We start from the raw sequence: 16,252 nt of genomic DNA on the forward strand, positions 1-16,252 counted from the left end.
ATAACGCTTACCGCTCATGGGTACCTCTCTTTAAGTCATCTTAAATGACTCTGAGGTGTCTGTTAAACCTGTGGCGATTCACAATGACATCAGGCGGAAATCCTTCCTCATTGAGTGCCGTACTAGCGATAGAACGTAAACCGTGTGATACGAGTACGCCTCCTAAGCCAGCACGCTTAAGTGCGGCATTAACTGTTTGGCTGTTCATTGGCTGGGTTGGTTTGATGCGGCTGGGAAAGATAAACTCTCGGCCACCGCTGAGGGACTTCATCATTTCCAGAATTGAGATAGCCTCATCTGATAGTGGAACCGTATGGTCTCGGTTCATCTTCATTCGAGCTGCTGGAATTTTCCATTCGTTAGCATCAAAATCGATCTCATCCCATCGTGCCTCAGCGGCTTCGGCAGGGCGGGTAATGGTGAGAAGCTGCCACATGAACAAGCACCGCGTTGACATACTGATACTTGCTGTACGCATTGTTTGCATTAACTGTGGAAGCTGATCCGGACGGATACTCGGCATGTTTTTCTTTTGCGGTTTCTCGAACGCTTTTCCGATATTTACACTGGGAACTGCATCAATCAGGCCTGTGTTCTGCGCATAAATCATGACTTCGTTAATACGCTGACAAAGGCGGCGAACAGTCTCTAATGCACCTCTGGCCTGAACCGGCTGAACAGCTTTAACCAGAGTATGAGCCTTAATCTCAGTGACACTGATATCACCGATTGCTGGGAAAACATCTCTCTCAAGCGAGCGCCAGATATCGTCGGCATAGTCCTCTGTTACGCTGGTTTTCTTCACATTCCACCAACGCTCGGCAACTAACAGGAAAGTGTTGGTTTTAGCCTCTTGAGAACTTCTTACCTGTTCTTTCTGATGTTCCTGAGGATCGATGTCTTTCGCCAACAAAACTCGAGATTCAGCTCTGAGTTTACGCGCATCAGAAAGGGAGACAGCAGGGTAGGCACCGAAGCTCTGTTTGGTTCGCTGTTTTGTCAGCGGTCGATAGTAACGGAACTGCCAGAGCTTACTACCACTGGACTTGATTAATAGAGTAAGCCCGTCACCATCATACAGCTGGTAATCGGCATCTTTAGGTTTGGCGGCTTTGATTTCCGTATCGGTTAACGGCTTGGTTTTTCTTGCCATGGGAGTCTCCATGCGTTTAGGCCCAACGAAAACAATAGAGCTTTTCGTTGGGCCTATCAATGGGCCTAAAAGGTTCGGATTTAATTAGTTCTCTTCGGACTTCGCGGGACAAATTGAGGGCACAAAAAAGCCCGCAAGGCTTGCGCCGTGCGGGCTCTTAGGACTTCATCGGATGACTCTGGTAATCATCGATGGAGAATTTTGGTGGGCTGGCGTCCCTGTGCTTTTAATTATAGTGTATTGATATTTAATATTTTTGTTTAAATTAATTTCGTTATGGGTTCCAAAAAGGAACCATAAAGTAGAACCACAGAACCTCGCATGGTTCCAACATGCCTAGCGACTTCAAAATAACACGCTCTATGGCAAACTAAATGTAAGTGTGGCTGGATATTTAGCGTCTGATTACTGAGAGGGTCAATAAAAACTGCTCTATCTCAAATACTGTAGTGGCCCATAAACTTGTCCGCTTGAGTCGATGGTGTACCTCGTCCGTTCAGGCCCGGAGTGGCTAATTAGCAGAGTATTCATGTCTGCTATGAGCGAGGATCGGACGTAAAACAACTGTAAAAAACTATTTAACTCAGGCAGAAATGTCAAGATTCAGTGAAAATGTCTAATCACTGGTTCGTTAGAAATGCCCATATGTTGAAAAGGCTGCTGCAAAAAAGTCTCTCGCAGCGGCCTCTTTAATATAACGTCATTGTGTGCATCATCTTTAATTATGGGTTTAACTCAAACTGTTCCCCGTTTATTAATTTTCGCAATAAGTCAAGTGCCTCAGATGAGTATTTTCCGACACCACTTTTCCCAGATTTAATGAAAACATGATAATTGTTGTCTGATGCTTTAATGTTGAAGTCGGTTAGTTTTCTTAATTTTTCGAATTCTTGATTAACATAGTGCCACGATCCCATGTCGAGAATCCTTGCCAGATCAGACATTGTATATGGGAAACTAGCATTTAGTGCCTGCCCATTATTGAGTTCAGCGATACCATACATTTTTGCTAATGCATCATCATGCTCTGCAATATTGCGGAACATCTCAAAATCGTATGGAAGTTCTTGTTTAACAAGGGATTCTGATGCGAATGTGTACGTTCTGGCTAGAAATGCACGCACAAGTTTTGGATTAACGCTAATTTCCGGTGTATTAGATGATAACGCATCAAAAATCCAACCAAAATTATTTGCGTATATCACCTTGATTCGAACGCTTTTATTCTCACCAACACCGATTAGCAATTCCTTTTGATGAGAACCAGTGGCCTCGCAGTCCTTACTGAAGGAGACAAGATAAATATTTGGAATCAATGCATTATTGGGAGCGATGATTTCATCTATATCAGAGAGAATTGCCTTTATGTTTTCATCATTGATACTGTACCCAAAGAAAAACAAGGGGTGTTCAGCAAAATATGTTAGCAACTTAGCACTGATATATTTCTTACGTTTATAGAAATCAACATAATCTTCATTTGTAATAACAATACTTTCAACTTCATGACTGCTACCATGAATTTTCATGATTTCGCCATAAGATGAATAATTCACTTTAACAACGTTATGACCAACTATTGCCTGATAATTGTCAAATATTTTTTCTAATGTGTCGTCATAATTTGTTGTGATTATTGCATGAGGTTTTACTTTCCTTAATTTCTGAACTTCCTCTGTATATTCCATGTTCGAGAAATCAACGGAGTTTGATAATTCATTCAGAATGGATGCAATTTCATGCTTAATATAAATATCTTTTGGAGTCGTTCCTTCAAAGTATGTCTCTGGATAGCGATCCTTGCCATCATCCCAAGCCCATTCAGCATAGAAGTCACAAAAATCGCTAGCAATCAAAGGTTTGTTATCACCCTTTGTTTGGCTGTAGTAACCATAAGGGCGTTTGATCAAGGGGCATATTTCCGCTAGTTGCTTTAATAGACCTTCCCAGTCAGGCGCTTTTATATATCGTTGTGAAATACCTGCACCCATGAATAAAATGGGTTGGACTTGTAAGTTTTCAAGGCAAGATTTAACATCTTCGATTATTTCTTCTTGATATTCCGTAAAGTCCATATAGTTACCTCAGGGATAGGTGATTGCTATGTGATGCACCGCGAAACGGTTCGGGGCTTTGTGACACCCAAACTTTACCCCGGTTTCCCAGCGTTTCCTTTGTATATAATATCATTGAAGTTAATTGCGTTTCTCAGAAATCTTCTTAGGATGTGATTGCAATAACGGCAACACAGCGCACACATCGCGGCTGATCAGTGAGTATGAAGTGGTTTACTGAATTTGGCCGCCTGAATCGAGAGACAAAATGTCCGCTCCTGGCACTAAGCAGAAGTTCCCGAACAACGTAAGCTGGCATATGCCCTCGTTCCTCCGTGGGGACTATCGATCTATTTGCCGGTTGTGTTTAAGCAATATCGCCAGCGGCGTGAGCTCTCAGTGCATTCAATCAAGCTCACAAATCACACAGTCTTTACTTTTTTTAGATTCCCTAATGGTTTCGCGTCATAGCCTCAGCCAGATAAACCTGAGCTGCTTTAGGGGTATATGCCTTTCCGAGCATAAAGGATACTGTTTCTATGAAAACTGATCGCGAGAGCACGATTAGGAGATCAGAACCTGATTTGACATTGATACTGGCTATCAGCGATGGGCAGTTCTCGAATACATCTGACAATCATTTACCTCATTAAGTTTTATTTCCAGAAGTGCCGTGATCCAGCACGAGTGCTGATAATCAATATCACTTGGGTAATGATTGACAAGTTCACTAAACAACGAGCAGATATTTTAAAATTGCCTGCAGCTTCCACATCACCAGGCAGAGGCGTCAGACCCTTAGCACCATACGATTCATAGAGTAATTCCCAATATAGTTGATGCTGAATTTCTTTGTTCATGTTGAGGCAGTATATTGAAACAATGAGAATGAATCACACATATAAGCTCTCACAATCTTCCGCCGTTTTTGACTGTTGCAGATATACTTTTAGCAGGTTTTAAATGCCTGGAGATTTCTTTCTGTTCTCGACGGATTTTGTATGAATTAATTTCTTCATAATCCTTGTGTTTATTTATTTTTGATAAATCAACCAAGAGATTATTTCTTATCATCCACTTTACAATTCGCTTGTTGATATCTTTATAGAGAGGGCCGCCTTTATATTTATAGAAGTGAATATCATGAATTTCACTGATGAAATCAAGTATGGATAAGATTTCTTTATAATCACCAATGTAACTGTTAATGGTGAAATGGTCTTTATTAAGTTCTATTTTGAATCCATGTTCAGAAAGGTAATACAAGAAAAAGGCTGAGTCGAGATCACAAAAATCTACATGCAGCGTTCTTCTGTCAAATTTATCAATATGCGAGAGAATGATATCATGTAATTCATAATCATATACATTTTCAATAAATCCTTTCCCTGAATGATCAATTTGATTGACATTGCATCCAGCATCTATTGCTACGGATAAAACTTCCGGGGAAAGGGGCATGAAGAGAATATTCATTCCTTTTTTATCGATGTGATTTATATCACAACCAGCATTAATTAATTCTGTCAATCCTTCAGCATTCCTGTAATGTTCAAAAATGCATGTGTAGCCATTAGTATCCGTATGCGAGGTGTCTAAACCCAGTTCAATCAGTTTCTTCAGTATTTCTGGATTTTTTTGATGAAAGAGCGCATTTTGCCCATGTCCGTTGATATGGTGTATATTAATTCCATAACTGAGCAGGCAATCCATGGCTTCCAGGGTTCTGCAGGCAAAAATGGCATTGTTGCCGTTACTGTTAACAGCATTAATGTCATAGCCTATTTTTAAAGCTTTCTTTATATCATCAGGTGATCTTGCATTGAAGAATGATTCAGAAATGGCAAGGTCTAATGCCTTTTCTAATAATCCCTTTTGTAATAAGGATATGACTAATTCCATAAACACCCCCATGAAAAAATGTTTAAGTCATTAGATATCAGAAATTCTGTGAAATGCAACAGCTGGGGAAAGGTGTTCATGATGTGCGGAATAAAAATTTCCACAAACCACCCGTGGATACATCAGAAACACCTGCAGTAAATTTACGCCTGTAACCTGCCGTCCGGACTATAGGACCAAACCTTCGCGGGAGATGCTACCATTACATCGGCAATGTTGAACCGGATTTTACATCACACACGTCGTACAAATAAAAGAAGAAGGCTATCGACTGAAGCAAAAACGGAAAGCCGGGGTTATCGCTGAAGCTAATCCTGAGTAAACAAGGTGGATCAACATTAGACCGTCGGTGGTGGCGGTATGCGGATCACTTTTTACCCGTTGTTGACCCCTGGCGCTCCCAAACCATTTCCAGTGCTCTGATGGTAAGTTTGTTGTCAGGTGAGAATTGAATTTCATTGCCCACCCCTCCGGTTTTTCTGGCGAACAGGTCGAGAACAACGACAAGATACGCCCAGAGTAAAGTAAGAGGCAGGGCGTAGTCGGTCCATGTCCCTGCCTCTCCTTTCCTGACAGGACGTAGACCCTGGCAAGTTGCATCAAAAGATAACAAATTTCTCAGTTCAACTTCCTTCTGGCTAGGTTAACTTGCAAGCAGGAAGTGCTTTTCATCGATTAGTGAATACGGTAGTTTTTTCAAACTAACTGAACTCTATTCGTATGACTTAAATCTTTAAGAAGGCAGGAGATTTGAATTTTGAAAAACTGGTCACCAGAGCATACTAAAGAAATCAAAGCTTGGCTTGACATAGATAACTATCGCAAGCTCGAAGACATCAGTTTAAATGCCTTGTATCACGAACTTTGGGCAAGAGCACTTCTGTACAAGCCTGGGCCTACTGACGAAGAAAAGAAAGGGCTATGGGTGTACATGACTGAAATTTTCAGTGGGAACCCCCATCTTTTCAAAGGGAAGCATCTCGATTATCCAACAGTTAACGATACTCTCTACAGTCCTCCACACATTTTTATCACGGATATCACCAGGCTTGCTGAACTTAGTGTGATGGCTCTTAGTGTGAATCTTTTCACCTGGGAGGAAGGAAACGATGAATATTGTGTTAATGCGCCTCATCACGAAGCTTATGTGTCACAACTCTTGTCCCCCTTATGTGAGAAAACGGTGTTGCTTGAAATCGATCTTGGTAGTGGTACTGACGATGAAATAGCCGAATCGATAAAAGCGGCCCTGCCACAATGGAGATCGGTAAAAGGAGTGGAAGTTAATGAAACCGGTATCGTTCGTTTCGGCTATGGAACCATTAAAAAAATTATAAATTACAGGTTGGTTGCGATGCTGGACATCTTACTTTGGGCAAAAAGGAAAGAACTAAGAATCTCAGATGATCGCCTCTCCCGGCTTCTTTATACTGATGAAGATGAAGAAACAACTACCCGTTTAGGGTATCACATTAAAGACTCAGATCGTCCGCTTGCGATGAAAGCTGCAACGATAGACTTCATTAGGCAGTTCAATTTTTTCATGAACCGAAATCCCCACCTGAAAAACATGAGAGTTTCAGATGTGATGAAACTCTCTGATTCTAACTGATCTCGAATTCCCGAAGTCTACTACTGCAGGGCAGACCGTAACCCTGCAGTTAGGAAGCTCGCTCCTTTCTTTTCCCAACTGTTCGTATAGTGATCCCATCACAACGACAAAGGGAAAACAAAATGAACAATCAAAATACCCGCCTAATTCGCTTGCCAGAAGTTATGAACAGAACCGGCTATGGCAAGGCCTGGATTTATCGTCTAATCAACGAAGGTTTATTTCCACAACCAATAAAAATTGGTTCGCGTGCAATTGCATTTGTCGAAAGCGAAGTAGATGAATGGATCGCATCTGCAATTGAACGTTCACGTAAAAATGCAGCCTGATTACGGGGCTAATGATGAGTGTATTAAATTTGGTGTGTAAAAATAAATGGTGCTATTCAACAATGAGCCGAGGGCCGCCTGATATTTTATAAGTAGTATTAGGTTAGGCTTTGGTATTAAGAAGTAATAACAATAGTCATTGGTGGAAATTATGATGGCATTTTTACCGTGACATTATAAATTAATAAGTACAGGAGATTTAAAATGAATAATTCAATCAGAGTACCGGAAGATAAAGATTTTGTATGTGCATTTGTGACTTCACCGGATAGCTTGTATGAGGCTATTGAAACCTATCGTAATTATGTAGATCCAGTCGAAGAGATAGAGTTTGAGCACGTCCTTCTTTATTTGTTGTGTTCTATACTGGTCGAAGGTGCTACAGATGTTACCATTAATGATGAAGTACGAATGTGTATTGAGCACCTTGTCAATGAAAAAAATATTATCAGAAAGAATAATGCAGGTAAAAAGGTGTAAAGTCTGTAATAAATTATCATGGGTACAGACAGCACAAGTCTGTACCTTCTTATTTTAATCCTACTGGTAATGATATATAAAAATTATGTGCTTTTGATAGCGGTCATGTGGTTTTGCTATAGTAAGCATTGCAGGATAGGAATATCCTAAACTTTCATTCTCTGCCCTTTGTTTTATTTAAGATAACTGAAAAATACAGGGTTTAAACGATACTGGTATTTGAACTCAGTAGGTATAATAACATTCGTATCAATCAGTTCATCGATGGCCCGATAAAATCGGGCTGGCGTAATATGTATATCTTCCTGCTGTGCGATGGATGTTGCACGGTGAAAGTTCAGGTAAACAGTGTTTTTATCTGGTGTGTATGAAGCGATTAATGTGAGAAGCCAAAACACATAGTGAGCAGTATTGTTCAGATTGCGTTGTTCATCTGATAATTTATTCTGGTAAAGGTAAGCAGGGAGTCTTTGCTTCATAAAGATATCCTTTGTTTTATTAAGTTTTTCGCTGGTGTGGGGCGTAAAATCACCGCGCTGTTATGTCTTTTAAAAGGGAATGCCGTCAGTTGGATATCTGTTTCTGGATTTTTTTACAGGCTTTGTTTTGCGCCCTGCGCGATAAAAGTTGAATGAAGTGGCAAAATCTTCAGTCTCAAGTCTGGATTTACTGAATTTATCCATCAGATCTTCATTGAAACGATGAGGAATACCTTTTACGCATAAATTAGAATTCAGGTAAACCTGACCGTCTTCAGCGTTACGAATCAGTATTTTCCTCTCAAATAATTCTCTGAATGCACGTGAAACATTCGATTTATTCAGTCCTAACTCTCTGGCAGTACGTGACTGTGAAAAGTCAGGGATAATATTTCCATAATCAATGACTGAGAAAAGATAAAGAACAATTCTGAATGCCGTTGGTGTCAGATCCATTCGGGCGAGTGTGGCCGTATTATCTTTAAAGACCATCGAAAAATCGTCACGAAAGGATGTCTTTTTACAGGCACTTGCTTTAACTTTTATTTCTTCCAGATCTTCGGGCATAACATCTAATGCTTCTGCAATGATTGCTTTTTGTTCTTTAGTTAACATAACACTTGTGTTTGACATAATGGCTCCTTTTTTATTATTGTGATAACAGATATGGCATATTAAATTTGTTTGTCAATATTATTAGTAATAAAAATTTTAAAATATTATATTTATTGCTCTGTGATTATTTTTTTAGTGAAATATTAAGGGTTGTCAGAGTTATTACGAAGGGTGCTAAATTTCACCATCACCCGTTATGTCATTAATAATTTTTGGTTCTGAAAGATACAACCAATATTCTATCTTAACTTGTTGATGTAATTGATTAATTTTCTTTTTGTATTTGCAAGATAAAAGAGTGATAAAGAAACAAGAAACCGAAATTTAGCTTTAGACTGACACAAAATTCCATTGTACACAGTTTGATAAACACTGCTATTGCTGATTTTCCTTCGTAATATTATTCCTTAAGTGAAGCCTGCGCACCTGTATGTTGCGCCACTGGGCTTCAGAACATTGCTATAGTGTTTAACTGTCAGTAGAAATACGCTTCGCGCAGGAGTTCAGACAGTTGGGTTTAGCTCTCAGCACAAATACGCTTCGCGCAGAGATTCAGACTGCTGAGTTTAGCGAAAGAGTGGACCCGACTACATGATTTACCCGTTAACTTAATACGGCTCACGCCGGAACCCCTTCGGAAAAATCCTTTCTGCTTCAGCGAGTGAGTGCTGTGGGCACTCAGCGGCGCTGCAAGAGGGATTAAACGTTGGGTTTTCATCTGACGGGTAAAAATAATCTACATATATCTGTCGTCGGGGGCGTGAGCCGGTGCGTAGCACTCTCTCAAAAAAATTCCTGAAGGGGTTTTATCTGAAATCTGGAAACTACCTGGCTTTTGAAAAAAGGAAGTGGTAATGCAATCGATCGGACTCAACATTGCAACAGCGTAAGCTGTTTCCAGTATTAAAAGAATAAATAGTTGTCATTTTAAAATAAAATATTTTCAATTTTGTATTGATTTAAATTTTAAAGCTGATAGTACTTAATTATAAAAACAAAAAAGGAGAGGGTTATGAGTAATATTTGTGTTTCTTCTCAGGAAGAAAAGTTTATATTTGTTGTTGATAAATATATAACACAGCATCGCGACAGTGTTAATAACAATATTTTTTACAGAAAACTTTATGTGCTTTTCGCTGGATACCATCTGAAGTATTTTTATTCACGGGCGCAATATCGCAATTCGTGTTATCACGTTGATAATATCATGCAGATGTTTATGGGTGTCGTTTCTACCCTGAAGGCCCCTCTGCTCAGGCAACTCGCAAACAGTGACACATTACTGCATTGCCTGAATTCGCTCGTGAATTATATTTCAGGCAATCTGGATGAAGCAGAGCACATTTATGCTGATTTACTGGCACAGTATGAAAAGAAACGCATTGCACGTTCTCTGGCTTATACACCACCAGGATCCGTGGTCAGGAAAAGGCTGTGAGGCAGCGGATACGTACTGGACAGGGGATGGCAGAGTGACATAAAAGCAGTCGTTTCCCGCAAGACATTACCGGGCATTAAAAAGGCAGGAGCCACCGGTCTGGTGTCCTGCCTGGCGGGATTGTTTTACTGTGGTCTTACTTATCAATGACCTGCCAGCCATCATCCGTTTTGATCAGCGTGACAGCCGCTGTGCGTTTTTCGTTATCGACAACAGCTGTTACATTGCATTTATAGCTTTTATCCGATAGTTTTTCGCAGTCATGCTTTTTGACAGATTTTAATTCCCGCAGTGCGTCTTTCGGGACATCTTTACCTGCTATGGATTTAACGATGGCATTCGTCTGCTCCATGACCTTATTCATCGCAGTGTAAATATCCTGCTCAGACGGTTCACCGGTACAGCCACTCAGCAAAAAAATGGACGCAATGAGTGTGGTAAATGCATATGTTTTCATAAAATAATCCCAGACTGTAGAGTACGTTATTGAATAAGGCCGGTTTTCATCTTGCTGTTGTTTTCAGAGATCGTCCACTTACTGACCGTTTCGCCTTTAAATTCGATTTCCAGCGTTTTGGCCTGCGTCTGTGAACCGCCTGTCAGCAACCCGACCACTGGAATGAATGTGGTGGCATCAAACTGATTGTTATCCATCGAATAAGTCCATTCTTCATTGCCACTATCAAGTGTAGTTTTGGTTTCGGGCTCACCTAATGCGGTAATGATTTCTGATTTCGTTGTTTTATTTTTTATAATTTTCGACTGCAGACTTTGTGCTGTTTCTTTTTTTAGATGCTGGTTGCCTGATGTTGAACAACCAGAAATAAGGAAAGCAGAAATAAAAAACACAGAAATCATGAATCTGTTCATAAGTTCTCTCATATTAATTTTTTATGTTTGCGGTGGTGCGAAATTAATATCACCGTATAAAAACAACTCTGTCTGCATATTTCTTTTTAATTATGCAGATAAGAATAATGACGCTGGCAAAAAATGTAATGACTGAGACAGGAGTGCTACCGGTCAATGAAAATACTAACCAGGCGAGACCGAATGCCACGAATTGAAACAGGAATGCCACACTGAGCGGACTTTCACCATAGGCCACTTTTGCATGGCAACCTTTGCAAATCCTCACGCCGTGCGGGCTTTGTGTAAAGCAGAAGGGGCAGCTAATCGTTTTACTATCCATCATGACTCCGTGGCCTGATTTAAAGTGATGTATTTTTGAACATTTTCGATGAATGATCCGCTTTAGTAAAATTGCTTGTACCGATCGATGGATCTTAGATGATAGGTTTTAACTATCATAACTAGTTTATCGATCTATATAAACGATCAATATTTTGTTGACTATTACTAAAGTATGGACTGTTTAACTTATGGTGCAGGATGGGGGTTGTTTTTAACTAATTGTTCTTTAATGGGATTTGTTGTCATGGAATGACAGGGTGTCAGAAGATGCAGGTGCAGGATTTGGTGGAAAGAATGTGCAGTGGCATGTAACAGAGACATGCCCCTGCGCCTGAGAAGTGCCACAATATGGCCGAGCAATACAAGCCACGCCTTCAGGCGACGCTGGCGGGGTATCTGACGGGTTGTATTGTGCAGCTTGCTCCTGAGCTGAATGATACCCACTGTCTCCTGTTGTCTTTCCAGACGAATTTTTTCTTCAAGCTGATGGATTTTCTCCAGAATCGTTTCCCGGTTTGCAGCCTGTTCTTCAGACTCGCATGATGGCATTGGCACTGGCATTGGCACTGTTAATGGCACAGGTGCAGGTACTGTTGGCTTTTGTGCTTGTTTCAGTAAAGTCAGATGTTCCGGTACGAAATCAATCAATGTTTGCAGGGAAGACCAGCCATATTTTTTACCCAATTGAGAGGCTTTAAAGGCAATACCTTGGTACTGAAATGAAAAGCCGTTCATTTTTCCCGTTGAGGCGATATTGGGTTTGCAGCTGACGTCTACCTTTTCCAGCATAGCGATAAAAGTCAGCAAATCAGGGCGGCCGGTTAACGCATTATCAATCAGGCTCTGCAGAGTGGACCTGGGGCAGGGAGTTGTCGTTCTTTCAGCCATCATCAGCTCGTTGCGGGAAGGCTTTCTTTTCTCCTGACTATGACTACTGATTGCAGATGTGGTTTGAGTGAGTTTGTGGACTTTCTCCAGCTCGCTGATAATCCGGGTACTGATAAGATTTTCATTTTTCCCAAGGTACAGCTTCCCACCGACCATGTTAATTCTGTTAGCTATTATATGGATATGCTGCCCGTCCGAATCATCGTGCATGATATAGCAGCGAAGATGGGTTTCAGTGAATCCCATCCGGGTCATATAATCGTCAGCGAATGCAGCCCATTGTCTGACTGACAGTGTTTCTCCCTTTGGCAGGCGAAGCGAATTATGCCAGACAGGTTTGGCGACACCGGGGCGCAGTAGTCTTGTGCCTTCAAATTCACTGATAAGTTCAGCAGCAGTGCTTCCCGTCATGTTGCCACCGATAATATAAGGCGTGATTTTGTGGTGAGATCCTGACTTAAGGCTATAGAGAACCACACCTGCAAACTGTTTACCCCGCTTTATTTTCTGCATGCCTTTCACTGGTCTTGCTCCAGAAAGGTTGATGGAATAAGGTGATCCCTGAGAGTTTTGATTTGTCTGCGCAGGGCGAAGAGTTCTGTACGGGTCAGTTCGCTGTCAGGGCTTTTGCTGTCGAGATGATTCAGCAGGCGGTTTAAATCCTGTGAAAGGTTGCCGAGTTTAACCCATGCTTCACGATTGATTTCAGGTAATACCGGTGGGAGTTTGTTGAGGGATGCCATTCTTAGCCATTCCCCTTTTTTATAAGGGCCTCTTTTACTATCGAGAATAGATAATTCTTCTTCGTTTAACCGAACGCTGACGCAGTGAGTTCGAACTTCATTAGGTGAATATTTTGCTGTATGGAATTTACCTCTTCTTGAGCTTCTTGATAGATCTTCTTTACTTTCATTTTTATGCATATCTAACCTTTTTTAAAATGTGTTCATGATCTACAGTTAGCGCATTGGTAAAATAAGTCAAGGCAGTGTCGAAATTTATAAATAAGATAGGTGGAGCAGATTGCTAATTAGGTAATCTGCTCTGGGTAAAAATAGGGTTCATATTAAATTCATTATGACAGTGAGGAGGAGCGGAGGTTACAATCTACGTTTTACTGGCATTAAAGATATTGTTTGTTTCATAATTTCGCTAAGTTTCTTTCTCTCATGTTCTGCTATATATTTACAAATCTCATCATGTCGAATATGCTGTTCCAGTTGTTTTTTATCTATTTTGATGTCATTGCGGATAAACCATTTAATTGTTTCAATGTCCCCGCGTAAATCATAACCTCGCAGTACAATATGGCGAAAATGTGTGTTGCTGATATCTGTCTTCTTCTTTAGTTCGCTGAAGAAAGAGCTCATTTCATTTTCATTGGCACTTAGATAAACCTGGCAGTTATCAGAGATAGTAAAGTTAAGGTTTTTCTTCTGAAGCAAATCCATTATCTGCAGACTTTCGCTGTTGAGGTAGTTGAAAATTACTGGACTGCTATCCTTCATACTAATATGACGAATGAGCATTTTGGCTTTGAAATCGCCTAATGAATAGCAAATTTCAAAAATACCGTGACCCTGGTTATCTCTGTGGTTTATATTGCAACCGGCCTGAACCATCAAATCAAAGATAGAGTGATTTTTTACGTAAAAAAGTATTGTTCTTCCGCATTTATCCACATTGTTGACATTAATTCCAGCATTGATCAGGGTTTTGCAACAGGATATATTATCAGCTAACGAGCATAAACAGGTTTGGCCGAGACCATTTTTGTGGTGTATATCTACGCCGGAATCAATCAATTTTTTCAGTATGTGAGGATTTCGCTGGTTAAACAAAACATTGTGACCATAGTTGTCAGCATGGTTAAAATCTATTCCTGCTTTAACCAGAGTGTCAATCATTCTTGGGTTTTTACAGTAAAACAGTATATTTCTTCCAAACGAATCCAGTGTATTAATATCGGAGCCTGCATTAATGCAAGCCTGAATGTCTTTTGGAGTTTTACAAGAGAGTAATGCATTTATTGCGTTGTTATTCATAATTTTTCTCCTCTGTTAAGCGACTAATCTGATATAGTTGTCATGGTTGGTTTTATATTCCTTTATTTTTTTAATGTCTTCGTAAATTCGAGCGAGTGAAAACCATGAGATCTCTTTCAACATGTTTTTGTTGCTTACATACAAAATGTTACCACCGCGAAATGAAAAAGCATTATGGAATGTACTTTCATTCGTCGTTTTGAGAAATCGAATGAAATTTTTTATTGTCTCTTTTTTGTTCATGTTATAAGAGGTGAATGTATAGATAGAGAATACGGTTAAAATATTTCTCTTCGAGACCATATGTCTTGAGAAATAATCGAAATAAAATCTTTGCTCCTGAGTGTCACTTTTGCAAAAAAAAGAAAATTGTGGATTATATAATCTATAAAGATCTGCGTTCTTTTTTGTTTTGGCGAGATAGTTAGTCAGGCTTGGATAGTTTGTTTTATTCATTTTAGTTCTCCTTTATTTAATTAACAAAGGAAATATATATTATTAAATAAACAAAATGCAAATATATTTTTATATTTATTTAATTAAATAGATATATTTTTATTATATTTCATATAAGGTGTTGTTTTTCATTGTTAATTATTTTTATCAAAAAGTGCTGTGTTTTATTTGATTGATTTGGTTTGAGAGTAGTAATTGATATTGTATGAATTGGCGATGAGGGTGTTTTAAAAAATAAATTTCTCAAAGTGCTAAGGTGCAATGTGGGGCTTTGTATTAAATTAATGATGTTAGCGTCCCTTGGCTATCTAACTAAAGGTTAAAGCCAAGGGGAGAGTGTTCAGGCAGATTCAATTCATAATCTTTTTTTTGTAATTGCTTTACAGGTAACTGGTTGAATCGTTGTTCGTAAAACCTTTTGCTCTCTCTGTGATTTTTCCTGGAGGATTTCTTCATAGAAGTAGCGTTCTTTTAGTGATTCTATATCAACTTTTATATCATGACATATTAACCATTTAATTAGCAGTCTTCCTGCATAGTGAGTCAGTAGATATGTACTGTTTATGTAAAACCAAACATGACTAATGTCTGTCAGTTTCTTTAGTTGTAAAATTAATTTTTTAACGTCGGCATTTGTTGGTGTGATAATGCACTTATCACTTATCTCAAATTCATTTTTTTGCTTTATAAGTAACGACAACAGCTCAATTGATTTAAATGTAATGTTCGTGAATACAATTTTTGAACTGTCTTTAAGATGAATATTACGGATAAGAAAACGAATGTAGTTATCGTTTTTAGATTCCCAGTGAGTATATTTACCAGCTATGCTGTGGTTTTCTGACTGCCAGTAATCGAATGCTGTCTGCCCGCTTAAATTTTTATGATTAATGTCGCAACCAGCCTCAATGAGTGCATCGTATACATATCCTTCAAATGGAATGAAAAGAAAGGAGTTGCCATAGCTATCTTTGGTATGGATATCTAGTCCAGCTTTGATAAGATATTTTACTAACCCTGGTGAAACATCAATATGTTGAATCGCAAGGGTACCTGACTTATTCCGGTGGTTAACATTAATACCATTGCTGACAAGAAGTTCCACTGTTTCAACATTTTGAGCATAGAATAATGCATTATTACCGTCATTATCCAAGTGGTGAATGTCAATGTCAGCGTCAATCATTGCCTGTATAGCTTCAGGTACATTACAGGTAAAAAGAGCAGTTTGACCTTTACTATTGCACATATTTATATCCATGCCAGCCTTAAGGCAACGAAGGACACCATTTTTAGACTTTACACGGAATAGGTTATTTTTATTATTTTCTCTTGATATCATTATTTATCTCCTTTTTTGTTGTTTTCAAGATATTAATGACACCAGATTTTACGGTATTCAAATTTACTTTTGTTTTATTAGGGGGTATCTGATTTGGTTTGCTTGAGGTTATTCTTAACTTAATGGAACATAGGGACGTTAAGGTTATCCTATGTGATGTGGATCAACCATTTTCACAAGAATATTTATCCATATTGGAGCTAATCTGTATAAAGGAGATAATTAGAGGCGCAGATATTAATACTATAGAGAGTAATGCTATAGG

General features: G+C 39.3%; 16 protein-coding genes and 3 pseudogenes. 5 read left to right on the top strand and 14 right to left on the bottom strand.

Annotation, left to right across the window (positions count from 1 at the left end; genetic code table 11):
- Positions 1-82: 82 nt before the first annotated feature.
- The 3 genes and pseudogenes from ACOTYB_RS19085 to ACOTYB_RS19095 all read right to left on the bottom strand — a co-directional run.
- Positions 83-1,153, bottom strand: a pseudogene (locus ACOTYB_RS19085) (integrase domain-containing protein); the annotation flags it as partial.
- A 722-nt stretch (positions 1,154-1,875) separates the two neighbouring features.
- Positions 1,876-3,228 carry an SIR2 family NAD-dependent protein deacylase gene (locus ACOTYB_RS19090; RefSeq protein ID WP_023317204.1) on the bottom strand — a complete coding sequence of 451 codons (1,353 nt, stop codon included), beginning with the start codon at positions 3,226-3,228 and terminating at the stop codon, positions 1,876-1,878.
- Positions 3,229-4,116: 888 nt separating this feature from the next.
- Positions 4,117-5,109 carry an ankyrin repeat domain-containing protein gene (locus tag ACOTYB_RS19095; RefSeq protein ID WP_000424355.1) on the bottom strand — a complete coding sequence of 331 codons (993 nt, stop codon included), beginning with the start codon at positions 5,107-5,109 and terminating at the stop codon, positions 4,117-4,119.
- Positions 5,110-5,283: 174 nt separating this feature from the next.
- On the opposite strand from ACOTYB_RS19095, the pseudogene ACOTYB_RS19100 reads away from it, so the two are divergent.
- Positions 5,284-5,431: pseudogene (locus tag ACOTYB_RS19100) on the top strand (ATP-binding protein); the annotation flags it as partial.
- 66 nt (positions 5,432-5,497) lie between these two features.
- Here the strand turns inward: ACOTYB_RS19100 and ACOTYB_RS19105 are convergent.
- Positions 5,498-5,626: pseudogene (locus ACOTYB_RS19105) on the bottom strand (IS3 family transposase); the annotation flags it as partial.
- A gap of 240 nt (positions 5,627-5,866) precedes the next feature.
- On the opposite strand from ACOTYB_RS19105, the gene ACOTYB_RS19110 reads away from it, so the two are divergent.
- From ACOTYB_RS19110 to ACOTYB_RS19120, 3 genes are all read left to right on the top strand, one after another.
- Complete coding sequence (locus ACOTYB_RS19110; RefSeq protein ID WP_000800614.1) at positions 5,867-6,721, top strand: DUF6387 family protein; 855 nt, start codon at positions 5,867-5,869, stop codon at positions 6,719-6,721.
- A gap of 122 nt (positions 6,722-6,843) precedes the next feature.
- Positions 6,844-7,050: a helix-turn-helix transcriptional regulator gene (locus ACOTYB_RS19115; RefSeq protein WP_001064738.1), complete on the top strand. Its 207-nt coding sequence runs from the start codon at positions 6,844-6,846 to the stop codon at positions 7,048-7,050.
- A gap of 204 nt (positions 7,051-7,254) precedes the next feature.
- The gene (locus ACOTYB_RS19120; RefSeq protein ID WP_001065761.1) at positions 7,255-7,530 is read left to right on the top strand and encodes a hypothetical protein; all 276 of its coding nucleotides are present in this window, start codon (positions 7,255-7,257) and stop codon (positions 7,528-7,530) included.
- 173 nt (positions 7,531-7,703) lie between these two features.
- On the opposite strand, the gene ACOTYB_RS19125 is transcribed toward ACOTYB_RS19120, so the two are convergent.
- Together ACOTYB_RS19125 and ACOTYB_RS19130 are read right to left on the bottom strand one after the other, a co-directional pair.
- Positions 7,704-8,009 (bottom strand): hypothetical protein, encoded by a 306-nt coding sequence (locus tag ACOTYB_RS19125; RefSeq protein ID WP_000813690.1) that lies wholly within the window; start codon positions 8,007-8,009, stop codon positions 7,704-7,706.
- Positions 8,010-8,078: 69 nt separating this feature from the next.
- Positions 8,079-8,642 (bottom strand): helix-turn-helix domain-containing protein, encoded by a 564-nt coding sequence (locus tag ACOTYB_RS19130; RefSeq protein ID WP_000072654.1) that lies wholly within the window; start codon positions 8,640-8,642, stop codon positions 8,079-8,081.
- Between the two features lie 994 nt (positions 8,643-9,636).
- Between ACOTYB_RS19130 and ACOTYB_RS19135 the strand changes: the two genes are divergently transcribed.
- Positions 9,637-10,062 carry a hypothetical protein gene (locus ACOTYB_RS19135; protein ID WP_000065074.1) on the top strand — a complete coding sequence of 142 codons (426 nt, stop codon included), beginning with the start codon at positions 9,637-9,639 and terminating at the stop codon, positions 10,060-10,062.
- A 136-nt stretch (positions 10,063-10,198) separates the two neighbouring features.
- On the opposite strand, the gene ACOTYB_RS19140 is transcribed toward ACOTYB_RS19135, so the two are convergent.
- The 8 genes from ACOTYB_RS19140 to ACOTYB_RS19175 all read right to left on the bottom strand — a co-directional run bounded on the left by ACOTYB_RS19140 (position 10,199) and on the right by ACOTYB_RS19175 (position 15,987).
- Entirely contained in the window at positions 10,199-10,519 is a 321-nt protein-coding gene (locus ACOTYB_RS19140; protein ID WP_001594383.1) for a hypothetical protein, read from the bottom strand.
- 26 nt (positions 10,520-10,545) lie between these two features.
- Positions 10,546-10,932: a hypothetical protein gene (locus tag ACOTYB_RS19145; protein WP_001079016.1), complete on the bottom strand. Its 387-nt coding sequence runs from the start codon at positions 10,930-10,932 to the stop codon at positions 10,546-10,548.
- 49 nt (positions 10,933-10,981) lie between these two features.
- Complete coding sequence (locus ACOTYB_RS19150; protein ID WP_000377562.1) at positions 10,982-11,254, bottom strand: hypothetical protein; 273 nt, start codon at positions 11,252-11,254, stop codon at positions 10,982-10,984.
- A gap of 188 nt (positions 11,255-11,442) precedes the next feature.
- Positions 11,443-12,666 carry a relaxase/mobilization nuclease domain-containing protein gene (locus ACOTYB_RS19155; RefSeq protein ID WP_000677821.1) on the bottom strand — a complete coding sequence of 408 codons (1,224 nt, stop codon included), beginning with the start codon at positions 12,664-12,666 and terminating at the stop codon, positions 11,443-11,445.
- Positions 12,663-13,067, bottom strand: a complete 405-nt coding sequence (locus tag ACOTYB_RS19160) for a hypothetical protein (RefSeq protein ID WP_012139001.1) — start codon at positions 13,065-13,067, stop codon at positions 12,663-12,665. The genes ACOTYB_RS19155 and ACOTYB_RS19160 overlap by 4 nt, the downstream gene beginning before the upstream one ends.
- 177 nt (positions 13,068-13,244) lie before the next feature.
- The gene (locus tag ACOTYB_RS19165) at positions 13,245-14,189 is read right to left on the bottom strand and encodes an ankyrin repeat domain-containing protein (RefSeq protein ID WP_205916315.1); all 945 of its coding nucleotides are present in this window, start codon (positions 14,187-14,189) and stop codon (positions 13,245-13,247) included.
- Between the two features lie 15 nt (positions 14,190-14,204).
- Entirely contained in the window at positions 14,205-14,645 is a 441-nt protein-coding gene (locus ACOTYB_RS19170; protein WP_001044498.1) for a hypothetical protein, read from the bottom strand.
- Between the two features lie 355 nt (positions 14,646-15,000).
- Positions 15,001-15,987 carry an ankyrin repeat domain-containing protein gene (locus tag ACOTYB_RS19175; RefSeq protein WP_012138996.1) on the bottom strand — a complete coding sequence of 329 codons (987 nt, stop codon included), beginning with the start codon at positions 15,985-15,987 and terminating at the stop codon, positions 15,001-15,003.
- Positions 15,988-16,252: the final 265 nt, after the last annotated feature.

Source organism: Enterobacter cloacae complex sp. IR5450, assembly GCF_049238665.1.
Taxonomy (GTDB): Bacteria; Pseudomonadota; Gammaproteobacteria; order Enterobacterales; family Enterobacteriaceae; genus Enterobacter; species Enterobacter hormaechei_C.

What these genes read in the sequence shown, in the direction of transcription:
- ACOTYB_RS19090 (WP_023317204.1), bottom strand. Translation starts at nt 3,228, where the DNA reads ATGGACTTTACGGAATATCAAGAAGAAATAATCGAAGATGTTAAATCT.
- ACOTYB_RS19095 (WP_000424355.1), bottom strand. Translation starts at nt 5,109, where the DNA reads ATGGAATTAGTCATATCCTTATTACAAAAGGGATTATTAGAAAAGGCA.
- ACOTYB_RS19115 (WP_001064738.1), top strand. Translation starts at nt 6,844, where the DNA reads ATGAACAATCAAAATACCCGCCTAATTCGCTTGCCAGAAGTTATGAAC.
- ACOTYB_RS19120 (WP_001065761.1), top strand. Translation starts at nt 7,255, where the DNA reads ATGAATAATTCAATCAGAGTACCGGAAGATAAAGATTTTGTATGTGCA.
- ACOTYB_RS19125 (WP_000813690.1), bottom strand. Translation starts at nt 8,009, where the DNA reads ATGAAGCAAAGACTCCCTGCTTACCTTTACCAGAATAAATTATCAGAT.
- ACOTYB_RS19130 (WP_000072654.1), bottom strand. Translation starts at nt 8,642, where the DNA reads ATGTCAAACACAAGTGTTATGTTAACTAAAGAACAAAAAGCAATCATT.
- ACOTYB_RS19135 (WP_000065074.1), top strand. Translation starts at nt 9,637, where the DNA reads ATGAGTAATATTTGTGTTTCTTCTCAGGAAGAAAAGTTTATATTTGTT.
- ACOTYB_RS19140 (WP_001594383.1), bottom strand. Translation starts at nt 10,519, where the DNA reads ATGAAAACATATGCATTTACCACACTCATTGCGTCCATTTTTTTGCTG.
- ACOTYB_RS19145 (WP_001079016.1), bottom strand. Translation starts at nt 10,932, where the DNA reads ATGAACAGATTCATGATTTCTGTGTTTTTTATTTCTGCTTTCCTTATT.
- ACOTYB_RS19150 (WP_000377562.1), bottom strand. Translation starts at nt 11,254, where the DNA reads ATGGATAGTAAAACGATTAGCTGCCCCTTCTGCTTTACACAAAGCCCG.
- ACOTYB_RS19160 (WP_012139001.1), bottom strand. Translation starts at nt 13,067, where the DNA reads ATGCATAAAAATGAAAGTAAAGAAGATCTATCAAGAAGCTCAAGAAGA.
- ACOTYB_RS19165 (WP_205916315.1), bottom strand. Translation starts at nt 14,189, where the DNA reads ATGAATAACAACGCAATAAATGCATTACTCTCTTGTAAAACTCCAAAA.
- ACOTYB_RS19170 (WP_001044498.1), bottom strand. Translation starts at nt 14,645, where the DNA reads ATGAATAAAACAAACTATCCAAGCCTGACTAACTATCTCGCCAAAACA.
- ACOTYB_RS19175 (WP_012138996.1), bottom strand. Translation starts at nt 15,987, where the DNA reads ATGATATCAAGAGAAAATAATAAAAATAACCTATTCCGTGTAAAGTCT.